The following is a 12,567-nucleotide window of genomic DNA, read 5'->3' on the forward strand; positions in this document are numbered from 1 at the left end:
GCACGAGATAGCAACGGCTTCCCGCCGCCAAGCTCTCGAGCAAGTTTCACCTCTCGAACCAGTATTCGGCGAGAGCTTGAACCAGGAGAATCATCATGGCAGTTCAAATGCGCACTATCCTTGCCGTCGCCGATAATTCGGGCGCCCGCAAGCTCCAGGTCATCCTGCCGCTCGGCGGCGGTCTCGGCAAGAAGGCCGGCCTTGGCGATGTGGTTACGGCAGCGGTGAAAGAAGCGTCGCCGGATGGCACGGTCAAGAAGGGCAAGGTCGTCAAGGCGGTCATCGTCCGGACGCACAAGGAGTATCGCCGCCGGGATGGAACGTACATCCGCTTCGACGAGAATGCCGCGGTCGTCATCAATGACGCGATGGAGCCCGTTGGCACGCGCGTATTTGGACCGGTTGCACGCGAGTTGCGCGATAAGAAGTTCCTGAAGATCGTTTCGCTCGCGCCTGAAGTTATCTAGAGGCAGTTGTCAGTTGTTAGTTTTCAGTTGTTAGTGAATCGGATTCCGACTCCGTAGGGTCGAGCCCGCTAGAGCGGGGAAAGGTAATAAAGATGCCGAACAAGTTCAAGCCGACCGCAGGCAGCAAGTCGAAGATCCGGATCAAGCGCAACGATATGGTTGTGGTGATTGCGGGTAAGGATAAGGGACCGAAGGCTCACCGCGTACTGCGGGTGATCGTCGACAAGCAGCGCGTGCTGGTCGAGGGCGTTGGGATGATCAAGAAGCACATGAAGCCGAATCCGCAGAAGAACGTGGCGGGCGGCATCCTGGAGCAGGAGGCGCCGATCCACATCTCGAACGTGATGCTGGTCGACTCCGAAGGCAAGGGAACGCGCGTTGGGTACCAGGTTGAAGGCGATAAGAAGACACGCATTGCCCGTACGACCGGCGGCGTGATTGCCGAGAAGAAGTTCAAAAAGTAGTTGGGTAAGTTGGATCAGACGCAGGCTCTAAGTTGAGTCGAAAGTAAATTGAGTACCCCACGAAACGGTATACAGCGCAAGCTACTCCGGAACCGTGGAGAAAGAGAAGAGAGATCATGGCAGCACGTTTGAAAGAGAAGTATCACGGCGAGATCAAGCAGTCGCTTCAGAAGGAACTCGGCCTCGAGAACGCGATGGCGGTTCCGAAGCTCGAGAAGATCGTGATCAACATGGGCCTGGGCGAGGCTACCCAGAATGTGAAGATCATGGATCCCCTGCTTGCTGACCTGGGATCGATTGCCGGACAGAAGCCGGTTATTACCAAGGCGAAGAAGTCCATCGCGGCGTTCAAGCTGCGCGAGGGCATGCCGATTGGCGCGATGGTTACGCTGCGCGGCGACAAGATGTACGAGTTCCTGGATCGCCTGATTTCGGTGGCGCTGCCTCGTGTGCGCGACTTCCGCGGCGTTAGTTCGAAGAGTTTTGATGGGCGCGGCAACTACACGCTCGGCCTGCGCGACCAGCTGATCTTTCCGGAGATCGACTACGCGAAGGTAGACAAGATCAAGGGTATGAACGTGACGATCGTGACCACGGCGAAGGACGATAACGGTGCGCGCGAGCTGCTCAAGAGCTTCGGCATGCCGTTCCGCGTGGGCGCGTAAGACAACACTTTTGGCGGGTATTCATACCGTCAGGGTTTCAACGCAGTTAGATTGAGAGAATAAAGAGATATGGCAACCACAGCAAAACGCGTTAAAGACGCACGCAAGCCGAAGTTCAAATCTCGTCAGCACAACCGCTGCCAGCTCTGCGGCCGTCCGCGCGCTTTTCTGCGCAAGTTCGGTATCTGCCGCCTGTGCTTCCGCAGTCTTGCGCTGAAGGGCGAGATTCCGGGCGTCGTCAAGTCCAGCTGGTAGTCGTTCGCGGCTGCTTCACCAAACGCTGCAGGCCGCTCGCTAGCGGTACTCGCGCGTAGTCAAGATCGGCGCTTCGGCGCCACAACCATTCCCGCAGGTTCTCCAGGCTGGCTGAAATAGTCGGCAGGAGCGAACGGGGGATGAAAGGAAAACGATGAACCTCACCGATCCGGTAGCAGATTTTCTTACACGTATTCGCAACGCGCACCGTTCCCGCCACCAGAAGCTCGACGCTCCGGCTTCGAAGCTGAAGACCGAGATTGCTCGCATCCTGAAGGAAGAGGGCTACATTGCCAACTACAAGGCCGCTGAAGAAGATGGCCAGAAGGTGTTGCGCGTGTACCTGAAGTACGGCCCGAACAACGAGGCTGTGATCCGCGACCTGAAGCGCGTCTCGCGTCCTGGCTGCCGTGTGTATATCGGCAAGGACGAGATCAAGCGCGTGCAGGGCGGCTTGGGCATCTCGATCATGACTACGCCGAAGGGTGTGATGACGGGTCGTCAGGCGCGCCGCGAGGGCGTTGGCGGCGAGATTCTCTGCGAAGTCTGGTAAGAGAAGCGCACGTAGATTTTGGGATTAGAACAAGCGGGTAACCGCCGGCTGCAGTGGAACTCACACGATGTGAGGGACTCGCAAGCCATCAAGGATTGAAGTTATGTCACGTATCGGCAAGAAGCCCATCACGCTGCCCAAGGGTGTGAAGTACACCGTGCAGAGCAACGTCGTCGTCGTCGAAGGCCCCAAGGGCAAGGTGAACGCCTTGATTCCCGCGGGCATCACCTTCTCGGAGAAGGACGGCGTTCTGACTGTCGAGCGTCCCGATAACGCTCATGCGGCAGTGCATGGACTGGCGCGCGCTCTCGTGTTCAACGCTGTTGAAGGCGTGACGAATGGCTGGAAGAAGGAGCTCGACGTGGTCGGTATCGGATACCGCGTGGAGATGAAGGGTAAGAATACGGTCGTGTTCACGCTCGGCTACTCTCACCCCATCGAGTTCCAGCTGCCGACGGGTATTGAAGTTGCGATTGATCCGAAGCAGACGCATGTGACGGTCTCGGGTATTGACCGGCAGAAGGTTGGCCAGGTTGCGGCGGATATGCGGTCACTGCGCAAGCCGGATCCATACAAGAACAAGGGTGTTCGTTACTCCGACGAGAAGCTCAAGAAGAAGGTCGGAAAGACGGGCGCTAAGTAAAGTTTGAGCGTACCGGTTCGACGGGCGGTAGCCGTCAAGACGGGCGCTAAATAAACTGAGCGGCGGGCGGCATTTGAATGCCGTCCGCCGACTCCCACAAAGATTACCCCGAACGTCGTCAAGCTATGGCGACGCCTTTAGGAAGGAAGAACTACGATGATCAATCTTCGCCAACGCAACAACATTCGCCAGACGGTGCACTCGCGTATCCGCGCCAAGATGTCGGGCACTGCCGAGCGTCCGCGCCTCAATGTGTATCGTTCGCTCAACCACATCTATACGCAGCTGATCGACGACGCGAATGGTGTCACCATCGCTTCCGCTTCGACCATGACCCCCAAGAGCACAGAGCGTAAGGCCGGCGGCAACGTGGAAGCGGCGAAGGCTGTGGGCAAGTTGATTGCCGAGCGCGCTAAGGAAAAGGGCATCAAGAAGGTGGTCTTCGATCGCGGCGGCTACCTGTATCACGGCCGCATCAAGGCACTGGCCGACGCTGCTCGTGAAGCTGGTTTGGATTTCTAGTAAGGATCAATAGAACGCGTTAGACGTTCAAAAAACGCAGCGCTGACTGCAACCTCCGGACCGGTGTGCCGGGGAGAAAAATAGAGGAAATAACGATGGCAATACAGAAGAAGAGACTCGACGGAAACCGGATGAACCTGAAGGATGAGGTTGTGTCCATCAATCGCGTAACCAAGGTCGTCAAGGGCGGCAAGAACATGTCGTTTGCGGCGCTGGTAATCGTGGGCGATCCTGCTGAGGGCGTGGTTGGCTACGGCTCAGGTAAGGCGAAAGAAGTTCCGCAGGCGATCCGCAAGGGCATCGAAGCGGCGAAGAAGAATTTGATCAAGGTGAACTTGACCGGCTACACCATTCCGCACGTGGCGCTGGGTCACTACGGTGCTGGTGAAGTTCTGCTGAAGCCGGCTCCTGAAGGTACTGGCATCATCGCGGGCAAGACTGTTCGCGCCGTGATGACCGCCGCGGGTGTGCAGAATGTGCTGACCAAGAGCCTCGGCTCCGCCAATCCGCACAACGTGATCAAGGCTACGTTCGACGCACTCACGCAGCTGCGCGATAAGGCAGAAGTTGCTGCGCTGCGTGGCAAGTCTGTGGACGAGCTGTAAACCAGTTTCGCCGAGTGCAAGAGATTCGTAAGTTTATTTAGGAGTTCGTTATGGCTGATATTGCCAAGATCAAGATCCAGTACTTCCGTTCGCAGATCTGCACGCCTGTGAAGCACAAGCTCGTTGTAAAGGGCCTGGGCTTTACGCGCCTCAATCAGATTGTCGAGCGCGAGGACACAGCGTCGATCCGCGGCATGGTGAAGAAGATTCCTCACCTTGTTCGTATTCTCGACTAGTTTATTTCGCCTCCATTTCGAGGCCACCACATGCGAGTCAGGCGGCAGCCTGGCGTTAGCGAGGAAATCATGGCACTGAATCTCAGCAATCTGAAGGCGCCCAAGAAGGCGAATGAAAACAAGAAGCGCGTTGGCCGCGGTATGGGCTCGGGTATGGGTAAGACCTCGACGCGTGGCCACAAGGGCCAGGGTTCGCGGTCGGGTTCAAGCCTGATGCGCGGGTTCGAAGGCGGCCAGATGCCGCTGCACCGCCGCCTGCCGAAGCGTGGCTTTACGAACATCTTCCGCGTGGAATATGCGGTTCTTGGACTCGATACCATTGCCGAGCTCAACGAGAGCGAGTTGACGCTCGAGAAGCTGACCGAGCACGGCATCTTGAAGAAGCGCAACGGCTTAGTGAAGGTCCTGGCGAACGGCGAGTTGAAGTCGGCCGTTACAGTGCATGCGCACAAGTTCTCGAAGGCGGCCCAGAAGGCCATCGAGGCAGCCGGCGGCAAGGCCATCGTCATCGGCGGCGAAGCTGCTCCGGCAGCGTAAAGAATCGGGCCGGGGACAAGCGCCCCGGCCAATTTTGCTTCTGCGCTGTTCGCGAAATATTGCGCGTAGAATATTGTTCAAGCACTCCAGCAGAGTGGTCGCATCAGGCAAATAACGCCGGCGGCTCTCCGCTCCCAAATCTTCGGTTCAAGGCCTCAAACTTCGATGCTCGAGAAATTCCTCAACATCTTCCGCATTCCGGATCTACGCAAGCGCATCGGCTTCACGCTCTTTCTGCTTGCGGTCTACCGTCTGGGCGCACATATTCCCACGCCTGGCATCGACGCCGCCAAGCTCTCGCAGTTCTTTAATCAGAACGCCGGCGGAGCTCTCGGCCTGCTAGACCTTTTTAACGGCGGCAACCTGCGGAAGCTGACGGTGTTTGCCCTGGGCATCATGCCGTACATCACCGCATCCATCATCTTCCAGCTGCTCACGGTCATCTATGAGCCGTTGGCGAAGCTGCAGAAGGAAGGTGAGCTTGGCCGTCGCAAGATCACCCAGTGGACCCGTTATGTCACGGTTCTGCTTGCGGTTGTGCAGAGCTTCTTTATCGGCCTGACGCTGACCAGCACCGCAACCGGCGAGACGATGGTGACTCTCAGCAAGGGCGAGTTCCTGCCGCTCTGCGTGATCACGCTGACCGCCGGAACAGCCTTCATCATGTGGCTGGGTGAGCAGATCACTGAACGCGGCATTGGCAACGGCATGTCGCTGCTGATCTTTACTGGCATTGTAGTTGGTCTGCCACGCGGCATCGCCGATCTCTATCAGAAAGCTGCGACCCAGGCATGGGGCGGCTTCACGCCGATTGCCATCGTACTGTTGATCGTCATCATGGTCGCGGTGGTCGCGTTCATCGTCTTCGTGGAGCGCTCTGAGCGTCGAATTCCAATTCAATCTGCGAAGCGCATGGTGGGCCGGCGCATGACGCAGGCTTCCAATAGCTTCCTGCCGCTCAAGGTGAACTCGGGCGGCGTGATGCCGGTCATCTTTGCGGCTTCGATTCTGTCGGCGCCGTTGTTGCTGCAGAACGTTAGCCTGTTTGGTTCTGGCCCTCTGCGTGACACCAGCTTCCTTGGCCCGATCTTCCGTGCTCTCGGGCCAGCCGAGCCCTGGTATGTCGTGCTCTACATGCTGGCGATCATCTTCTTTGCTTACTTCTATATTTCCATCATTTTCCGTCCCGACGACATCGCGGACAACATGCGGAAGTATGGCAGCTTCATTCCAGGCATCCGACCGGGCAAGCGGACCTCCGACTTCATCAACGACGTGCTGACTCGCATCACGCTCGTTGGTGCTCTCTATCTCGTCGCCATCTCGATTATCCCGATGTTCCTGATGTCGGGTATTCACTTCAACCATCTCTGGTTGATCGGCGGCATCTTTGACCGCATGCCGACTTGGGTGACCAATGGACTTGGGCTTAACTTCTACTTCGGCGGCACGTCGTTGCTGATCGTCGTGGGTGTCGCGATGGATACGGTGCAGCAGGTAGAGGCGCAGCTGATCATGCGCCACTATGACGGCTTCAGTCCGAAGTCGGGTCGCATTCGCGGTCGCCGCAGCTGGTAGTCGCTCTCAGCCTCTTGTAGTACGCAAGTACCCAGGTCTGGAGTCTCGGACCTGGGTTTTTACTGAGGGTTGGATAATAGATTTTTGCTGAGAGCTTCAGTAGGACGTTGCAATGGAAGCATCGATGATTCGCATGACCGACCCTGTGACCAACTCGACCGCGTTTTTGCCTGGACCTGTGCTTTTGCTTGGCGCGCCGGGTGTTGGAAAGGGAACGCAGGCCAAGCGGCTGATGGATGAGTTTGGCATTCCGCAGATTTCAACCGGCGATCTGCTTCGCGAGCATCGCAGGAACCATACACCGCTGGGCATGATGGCTGATGAGTTGATGGCCACGGGGCAGCTGGTTCCGGACGACCTGGTGAACCAGATGGTCGCGACGCGACTGACGGAGCCGGACACAGGGCGCGGCTACATCCTCGACGGATTTCCGCGCACGCTCAACCAGGCAGAGTGGCTGGACGGACAGCTTGCGAATTCGACCTTGCCGGTGGTTGCCGTGAGCATCGTGGTGCCGGAGCGCATTCTGCTGGAGCGCATTACGGGACGCCTGACTTGCCCGGTCTGCGGGACCATCTACAATCGATACTCTGAACCACCGCTTGCGGCGGGTATTTGCGATCGCGAGGGCGCAGAGCTTGTGCAGCGAGCGGATGATACTGAGCCGGTGTTCTACGAACGGATGAAGGCGTTCGAGGCGAAGACCTCAGACGTAATCGAGTACTATCGGGCCCAAGACAGCCGTTTTGCCGAGGTTGATGGGAATCTTCCTGTCGATGAGGTAATGCAGTCTATCCGCGCAACGCTGTTCCGGTTGCGCCACTATACGGAGTCGTAGAGAGACTTCGGTCATCGAATGGTTTGGCTTTTGAGTTATGGCAATCCTGATCAAATCCGAGGCTGAGATTGAGAAGATGCGCATCTCAGGCGTCGCGCTGCGTAAGGTGCACGACGCGGTGAAGAGTGTTGTGCGCGTTGGTGCGACGACGATGGATCTCGAGCGCGCCGCGGTAGCCAAGGTGAAAGAGCTGGGCGTGAAGCCAGCGTTTCTGGACTATCACGGATATCCGGCGGTGCTCTGCACATCCGTGAACAACGAGGTTATCCACGGAATTCCCAACGACAAGCGCGTGCTGCACGAGGGAGATGTGGTCTCGGTCGACTGTGGCGTGATCGTTGATGGCTACTACTCCGATGCTGCTGTAACGCATCCGGTTGGGAAGATCTCAGCGTCGGCTGAGAAGCTGTTGCGCGTTACCGAGGCATCCCTCTATGCCGCGATTGATAAGGCTTTGGTTGGGGGGCGGCTCTTCGATATCTCGCACGCAGTTCAGGCGATTTGCGAGGCTGAAGGCTATGGTGTGGTGCGCGAATTCGTCGGTCATGGGATTGGCAAGAGCATGCATGAAGATCCGCAGGTGCCGAACTATGGCGACGCTGGCAAAGGGCCGCGGCTGAAGGCGGGAATGGTGCTGGCTATTGAGCCGATGATCAACATCGGGTCTGCCGAAGTGAAGGTGCTCGAGGACGGTTGGACTGCGATCACGGTGGATGGCAGCATCAGCGCGCATTTCGAGCACACGGTCGCTATCACCAAAGACGGCCCTGTCATCCTCACCCGTTAGAAAAGTTCGTTGGATGGATGATGTTGATTTGGAATCAGCAGCAAATTTCTCCTGGCTTAACCATTGTGAGAGCTACATGGAAATAACAGATGCGGTCGAGTCAGACATTCCTGCAATCACCGAAATTTACAACGACGTGATTCGGACCTCAACGGCGATCTTCAATGATGCTCCTGTGTCTGTAGAGGATAGGGTCGCCTGGTGGAAGGCACGCGCTGCGCAGGGCTATCCAGTGCTGGTAGCAAACGATGAGAACGGGATTGCGGGATTCGCAACCTTTGGGGATTTCCGGCCGTGGCCTGGATATCGATTTACAGTCGAGGGAACTATTCACATTGATTCTTCGGCACGCCGCAAAGGCGTCGGCGCCGCGCTGCTAGAGGTGCTGATTGCGCGCGCGCGAATTGCCGGGAAGCATGTAATGGTGGCTGGAGTTGACTCGGCGAACATCGCATCTCTGCGTTTCCTTGAGCAGTCAGGATTTGAACGCGTCGGCCATCTACGCGAGGTTGGGAACAAGTTTGGACGATTCCTGGACCTGGTATTTCTCCAATACATGCTCGACCCAGCATCCGCGCCGCCAAGCAAACTTAGTTAAACGTGCTCTGCGAGAAAGTCACCGATCTCCCGGAACTCGTCTTCGGACAGCCGAAACGTTGCCGCCGGAAGCACGCCGTCTACCTGCTCGCCACTGCGTCCGCCAACAATGGCCGCGGTGATCGCTGGGTTATGAAGCGTCCAGGCAATTGCTACAACGCCGGGGTCCACTTTGTGGCGTTTGCCTATGCTGCGCAACAGCTCTACGAGCTCCAGATTGCGCGAAATGAGTGGCTCTTGAAACTGCTTCGAGTTGCGGCGAAAGTCGTCCTGCGGCATTTTCGCGATGCGTTCCTTTGTCATGGCGCCCGTGAGTAGACCTGACTGCATCGGCGAATAGTTGATCACGCCGATGTTGTGTTTCTGGCAGAAGGGCAGGATCTCCGCTTCGATCGAACGGTTGATCATCGAATAAGGCGGTTGCAGAGACGTAATTGGCGCTATCTTCAAGGCGCGTTCCATCTGTGCCACACTGAAGTTTGACACGCCGATGTAGCGCACCTTCCCCTCCCGCTGCAGGTCAGCCATCGTCGTCCAGCCCTCTTCGATCTCCTCATCCGGGACGGGCCAGTGGATCTGGTAGAGGTCAATTACGTCGACCTTCAGGCGCCGCAGGCTTCCCTCAACTTCTTCGCGAATCTTCTTTAGCGTTTGAACGATCTTGCGGTCGGCGCCCCAGGTCATGGCGCACTTGGTAAAAATCAACGGCTTGGCGCCGGTGGACTTTAGCGCGGTGCCTACAACTTCTTCCGAGTGTCCCAGGCCATAAACTGCGGCTGTATCAATCCAGTTGATCCCCGCGTCAAGCGCACGATGGATCGCTTCGATCGACTTTCTATCCTCCTGCGGTCCCCAGGCGTACTGCCAATCGCCGCCGCCAATGGCCCAGGCTCCAAAGCCGATGGCCGTCAGTTGCAGATCGGAGTTTCCGAGTTGTCGGGTGCTTCCCAGGACGTGAGCGCGAGATTCTGTTGCAGATGATGAACTCATACCTATTTTGGATGCACAGGAGCGGGCCGGGGCTTCATGAGATCAATGCCCGTATGATTGAAAAAGCGATATCCATCCGCGCGATCAAGCATCAAAATACTGAAAGACTTTCCGAACGATAGAGTTACGGAGGCTAGACCGAGATGCCTGCTGCAAATCCAAACCGCGAACGATCGCGAGTCGTGATTATCGGTGCGGGATTTGCCGGAATCAAGGCAGCGCAGAAGCTCGGAAAACTTCCGGTCGATGTGACGATCATTGATCGAAAAAACCATCATACGTTTCAACCTCTTTTGTACCAGGTGGCACTTGCGGTGCTTTCGCCTGGCGACATCGCCCAGCCAATCCGTGCGATTCTGCACAAAAATCGCAATACTGAAGTGGTCATGGACGAGGTGCTTGCGATCGACACAACAGCGAGGCAGGTCTCGGTGGCCAGCGGCGCGATCATGGCATACGACTATCTAATCGTCGCCACTGGGTCGACGCATAGCTACTTCGGTCACGAGGAATGGGCGAAGATAGCGCCAGGCCTGAAGACAATTGAAGATGCTACCGACATTCGCCGCCGTGTGTTGCTCGCGTTCGAGTATGCCGAGCGACAGATGCTCGAGACTGGTGCGCATCCACCGCTGCGGTTCGTTGTCGTCGGAGGAGGGCCGACGGGAGTGGAACTGGCGGGCGCAATCTCCGACATCTCGAAGCTGTATATGACGAAAGATTTCCGGCACATCGACACCAAGACTGCCGAGGTACTGATCGTCGAAGGCGGGCCGCAGATTCTGGGGATGTATCCGGAAGATCTGCAGAAGAAGGCGCTTGAGCAGCTACACGGGCTCGGAGTGGAAGTTCGCTGTGGCGCTCGCGTTACCGACATTCAACCCGGCTTCGTGATGGTGGGCGAGGAGCGCATTGAGAGCGTTTGCACGTTATGGGCAGCGGGTGTGGCGCCTTCGCCCCTGGGGAAGATGCTCGGGGTGGAGCTCGACAAAAAGGGGTGCGTGCTGGTGAATGAACGCCTCAACCCTAAGAATCGGCCCGAGATTTTTGTCTGCGGCGATCTGGCGCACTTCGAGCAGGATGGGAAACAGGTTCCCGGAGTGGCGCAGCCCGCCATGCAGATGGGCGACTATGCGGCCAAGCGGATTGGGTTGCTTGCGGCACGGTCAGACAAAGCGGCTTATCAGAAGCCATTTCGTTATTTCGATAAGGGCGACATGGCGACCATCGGCCGCAAGGCAGCGGTCGCCCGCATCGTTTGGCCGTTCCATGCGAACTGGAGCGGCTTCATTGCGTGGATGACCTGGATGTTTGTTCACATCTTTTTCCTTATCGGCTTCCGTAATCGCTACTCCGTCTTTCTAAGCTGGGCATTTACCTATATCACTGAGCAAGATGGAGTTCGGCTCATTGTGGGATCGCAGAACCTGCCCGGCTGGGAGCTGCTGGCAGCGACGGACAATAGCGACAAGAACTAAGCAGGGGGATCGGTCAATGGAAGATTCCAGCGACTCGCGCTGTGGCAAGGTCGTCCAAGAATTAGTTAGGAGTTCACCCAATGTCCAAGTCGAATAACTCGGCCGCGGTTACCCGGCGGCATTTTCTGTCCGTAAGCGGAGCTGCCCTGGCGGCGGCTTCGGCTGTTCCGCTGGCCGCGCAACAGGCTAATCAGCAGATTCGATCGAGCGATCATCACCTGCCAAACGAGCAACAGCCAGGGCCGAATAACACGGTCAACGATTCGCTCAATCCTGATTCGGTGTGGCCGTCCGAAACAGACAACGGTACGATGTTGCCGTTCAAGTATTCTTTCGATCTCTCGCACAAAGAGATCGACTCGGGCGGTTGGACACGCCAGGTGACGGTGCGGGATCTCGCCATCTCGAAGACAATGGCCGGCGTGGAGATGCGACTGACGGCGGGAGGCATCCGCGAACTTCATTGGCACGTATCGGGTGAGTGGGCCTACATGATCTACGGATCAGCCCGCATCACGGCTGTGGATTCGGATGGGAAGAGTTTCGTGAACGATGTGAAGGCTGGCGACTTGTGGCTGTTTCCGGGCGGAGTTCCGCACTCCATCCAAGGCCTTGGGCCTAACGGCTGCAAGTTTTTGCTGGTATTCAACCAGGGAGATTTCGATGAGTTCAGCACATTCCTTTTGAGTGATTGGTTCAAGCACACTCCAAAGGAAGTTCTGGCGAAGAACTTCGGTGTGCCAGCCTCTACCTTCGACAACATTCCCAAAGAGAAGCTGTACATCTTTCAAAGCGATCTGCCACGACCGCTCGCGGAGGAGCAACAGCAGGCCGGTATGGGAACAGGAACGATCGACGAAAAGTTTATCTTCCGCCCCGGTGACATGAAGCCCAGCAAGGTGACTGCGGGTGGTGAAGTCAAGATCATCGACAACAAGAATTTCCCGGTGACCGATATTGCTGCAGCAATTGTGCGGCTCAAGCCGGGCGGGCTGCGCGAGTTGCACTGGCATCCGATGTCGGATGAGTGGCAGTACTATGTGTCAGGCAAAGGCCGGATGACCGTCTTTGACTCCGGCAGCAAGGCGAGGACGATGGACTTTCAAGCGGGAGACGTCGGGTACATCCAGGTTTCGCGGCCACACTACATCGAAAACACTGGCGACGAAGATCTTCTGTTCCTTGAAGTGTTTCCGATTGGAACGTACCAGGACATCTCGGCTGCCGAATGGCTTGCGCATACGCCGACGCGACTGGTGGATGAACACCTTCGCACCGGCGATGACTTTTTAAAGAAAATCCCGAAGAACGAAACTGTGGTGATGCCGCTGTAACGACAGTACCGCCAAAAA

17 protein-coding genes are annotated in these 12,567 nt (G+C 57.0%); 16 read left to right on the plus strand and 1 reads right to left on the minus strand.

Annotation, left to right across the window (positions count from 1 at the left end):
* Nucleotides 1–95: 95 nt before the first annotated feature.
* The 14 genes from rplN to GSQ80_RS04305 all read left to right on the plus strand — a co-directional run bounded on the left by rplN (nucleotide 96) and on the right by GSQ80_RS04305 (nucleotide 8,748).
* Nucleotides 96–467, plus strand: coding sequence for a 50S ribosomal protein L14 (gene rplN, locus GSQ80_RS04240; RefSeq protein WP_158786278.1), 372 nt, complete (start codon nucleotides 96–98; stop codon nucleotides 465–467).
* Nucleotides 468–601: 134 nt separating this feature from the next.
* Complete coding sequence (rplX, locus tag GSQ80_RS04245; protein WP_158786533.1) at nucleotides 602–931, plus strand: 50S ribosomal protein L24; 330 nt, start codon at nucleotides 602–604, stop codon at nucleotides 929–931.
* Between the two features lie 116 nt (nucleotides 932–1,047).
* Nucleotides 1,048–1,596: a 50S ribosomal protein L5 gene (rplE, locus tag GSQ80_RS04250; protein ID WP_158786279.1), complete on the plus strand. Its 549-nt coding sequence runs from the start codon at nucleotides 1,048–1,050 to the stop codon at nucleotides 1,594–1,596.
* Between the two features lie 69 nt (nucleotides 1,597–1,665).
* Nucleotides 1,666–1,851 carry a type Z 30S ribosomal protein S14 gene (locus GSQ80_RS04255; protein ID WP_158786280.1) on the plus strand — a complete coding sequence of 62 codons (186 nt, stop codon included), beginning with the start codon at nucleotides 1,666–1,668 and terminating at the stop codon, nucleotides 1,849–1,851.
* A 154-nt stretch (nucleotides 1,852–2,005) separates the two neighbouring features.
* Nucleotides 2,006–2,404, plus strand: coding sequence for a 30S ribosomal protein S8 (rpsH, locus tag GSQ80_RS04260; protein ID WP_158786281.1), 399 nt, complete (start codon nucleotides 2,006–2,008; stop codon nucleotides 2,402–2,404).
* Nucleotides 2,405–2,507: 103 nt separating this feature from the next.
* Nucleotides 2,508–3,047 carry a 50S ribosomal protein L6 gene (gene rplF / locus GSQ80_RS04265; protein WP_158786282.1) on the plus strand — a complete coding sequence of 180 codons (540 nt, stop codon included), beginning with the start codon at nucleotides 2,508–2,510 and terminating at the stop codon, nucleotides 3,045–3,047.
* Between the two features lie 156 nt (nucleotides 3,048–3,203).
* Nucleotides 3,204–3,569 carry a 50S ribosomal protein L18 gene (gene rplR, locus GSQ80_RS04270; protein ID WP_158786283.1) on the plus strand — a complete coding sequence of 122 codons (366 nt, stop codon included), beginning with the start codon at nucleotides 3,204–3,206 and terminating at the stop codon, nucleotides 3,567–3,569.
* A 95-nt stretch (nucleotides 3,570–3,664) separates the two neighbouring features.
* The gene (gene rpsE, locus GSQ80_RS04275; protein WP_158786284.1) at nucleotides 3,665–4,174 is read left to right on the plus strand and encodes a 30S ribosomal protein S5; all 510 of its coding nucleotides are present in this window, start codon (nucleotides 3,665–3,667) and stop codon (nucleotides 4,172–4,174) included.
* Nucleotides 4,175–4,224: 50 nt separating this feature from the next.
* Nucleotides 4,225–4,410, plus strand: coding sequence for a 50S ribosomal protein L30 (rpmD, locus tag GSQ80_RS04280; RefSeq protein ID WP_158786285.1), 186 nt, complete (start codon nucleotides 4,225–4,227; stop codon nucleotides 4,408–4,410).
* A gap of 75 nt (nucleotides 4,411–4,485) precedes the next feature.
* On the plus strand, nucleotides 4,486–4,947 hold the full coding sequence (gene rplO / locus GSQ80_RS04285) for a 50S ribosomal protein L15 (protein WP_174241307.1): 462 nt from the start codon (nucleotides 4,486–4,488) through the stop codon (nucleotides 4,945–4,947).
* 165 nt (nucleotides 4,948–5,112) lie between these two features.
* Nucleotides 5,113–6,525: a preprotein translocase subunit SecY gene (gene secY, locus GSQ80_RS04290; protein ID WP_158786287.1), complete on the plus strand. Its 1,413-nt coding sequence runs from the start codon at nucleotides 5,113–5,115 to the stop codon at nucleotides 6,523–6,525.
* A 112-nt stretch (nucleotides 6,526–6,637) separates the two neighbouring features.
* Nucleotides 6,638–7,363: an adenylate kinase gene (locus GSQ80_RS04295; protein ID WP_254059432.1), complete on the plus strand. Its 726-nt coding sequence runs from the start codon at nucleotides 6,638–6,640 to the stop codon at nucleotides 7,361–7,363.
* 37 nt (nucleotides 7,364–7,400) lie between these two features.
* Nucleotides 7,401–8,150, plus strand: a complete 750-nt coding sequence (gene map, locus GSQ80_RS04300; protein WP_158786288.1) for a type I methionyl aminopeptidase — start codon at nucleotides 7,401–7,403, stop codon at nucleotides 8,148–8,150.
* Between the two features lie 76 nt (nucleotides 8,151–8,226).
* The gene (locus GSQ80_RS04305) at nucleotides 8,227–8,748 is read left to right on the plus strand and encodes a GNAT family N-acetyltransferase (RefSeq protein WP_158786289.1); all 522 of its coding nucleotides are present in this window, start codon (nucleotides 8,227–8,229) and stop codon (nucleotides 8,746–8,748) included.
* Here the strand turns inward: GSQ80_RS04305 and GSQ80_RS04310 are convergent.
* Nucleotides 8,745–9,737, minus strand: coding sequence for an aldo/keto reductase (locus tag GSQ80_RS04310; protein ID WP_158786290.1), 993 nt, complete (start codon nucleotides 9,735–9,737; stop codon nucleotides 8,745–8,747). The genes GSQ80_RS04305 and GSQ80_RS04310 overlap by 4 nt on opposite strands.
* A gap of 143 nt (nucleotides 9,738–9,880) precedes the next feature.
* On the opposite strand from GSQ80_RS04310, the gene GSQ80_RS04315 reads away from it, so the two are divergent.
* Nucleotides 9,881–11,215 (plus strand): NAD(P)/FAD-dependent oxidoreductase, encoded by a 1,335-nt coding sequence (locus GSQ80_RS04315; RefSeq protein WP_158786291.1) that lies wholly within the window; start codon nucleotides 9,881–9,883, stop codon nucleotides 11,213–11,215.
* Nucleotides 11,216–11,295: 80 nt separating this feature from the next.
* On the plus strand, nucleotides 11,296–12,549 hold the full coding sequence (locus GSQ80_RS04320; protein WP_158786292.1) for a cupin domain-containing protein: 1,254 nt from the start codon (nucleotides 11,296–11,298) through the stop codon (nucleotides 12,547–12,549).
* The last annotated feature ends 18 nt before the right edge of the window (nucleotides 12,550–12,567 follow it).

The organism is Granulicella sp. L46 (assembly GCF_009765785.1).
GTDB lineage: Bacteria > Acidobacteriota > Terriglobia > Terriglobales > Acidobacteriaceae > Granulicella.

Excerpts from the sequence above, each read along its gene's own strand:
- rplN (WP_158786278.1), top strand. The coding sequence starts at position 96 with ATGGCAGTTCAAATGCGCACTATCCTTGCCGTCGCCGATAATTCGGGC.
- rplE (WP_158786279.1), top strand. The coding sequence starts at position 1,048 with ATGGCAGCACGTTTGAAAGAGAAGTATCACGGCGAGATCAAGCAGTCG.
- GSQ80_RS04255 (WP_158786280.1), top strand. The coding sequence starts at position 1,666 with ATGGCAACCACAGCAAAACGCGTTAAAGACGCACGCAAGCCGAAGTTC.
- rpsH (WP_158786281.1), top strand. The coding sequence starts at position 2,006 with ATGAACCTCACCGATCCGGTAGCAGATTTTCTTACACGTATTCGCAAC.
- rplF (WP_158786282.1), top strand. The coding sequence starts at position 2,508 with ATGTCACGTATCGGCAAGAAGCCCATCACGCTGCCCAAGGGTGTGAAG.
- rplR (WP_158786283.1), top strand. The coding sequence starts at position 3,204 with ATGATCAATCTTCGCCAACGCAACAACATTCGCCAGACGGTGCACTCG.
- rpsE (WP_158786284.1), top strand. The coding sequence starts at position 3,665 with ATGGCAATACAGAAGAAGAGACTCGACGGAAACCGGATGAACCTGAAG.
- rpmD (WP_158786285.1), top strand. The coding sequence starts at position 4,225 with ATGGCTGATATTGCCAAGATCAAGATCCAGTACTTCCGTTCGCAGATC.
- secY (WP_158786287.1), top strand. The coding sequence starts at position 5,113 with ATGCTCGAGAAATTCCTCAACATCTTCCGCATTCCGGATCTACGCAAG.
- GSQ80_RS04295 (WP_254059432.1), top strand. The coding sequence starts at position 6,638 with ATGGAAGCATCGATGATTCGCATGACCGACCCTGTGACCAACTCGACC.
- map (WP_158786288.1), top strand. The coding sequence starts at position 7,401 with ATGGCAATCCTGATCAAATCCGAGGCTGAGATTGAGAAGATGCGCATC.
- GSQ80_RS04305 (WP_158786289.1), top strand. The coding sequence starts at position 8,227 with ATGGAAATAACAGATGCGGTCGAGTCAGACATTCCTGCAATCACCGAA.
- GSQ80_RS04310 (WP_158786290.1), bottom strand. The coding sequence starts at position 9,737 with ATGAGTTCATCATCTGCAACAGAATCTCGCGCTCACGTCCTGGGAAGC.
- GSQ80_RS04315 (WP_158786291.1), top strand. The coding sequence starts at position 9,881 with ATGCCTGCTGCAAATCCAAACCGCGAACGATCGCGAGTCGTGATTATC.
- GSQ80_RS04320 (WP_158786292.1), top strand. The coding sequence starts at position 11,296 with ATGTCCAAGTCGAATAACTCGGCCGCGGTTACCCGGCGGCATTTTCTG.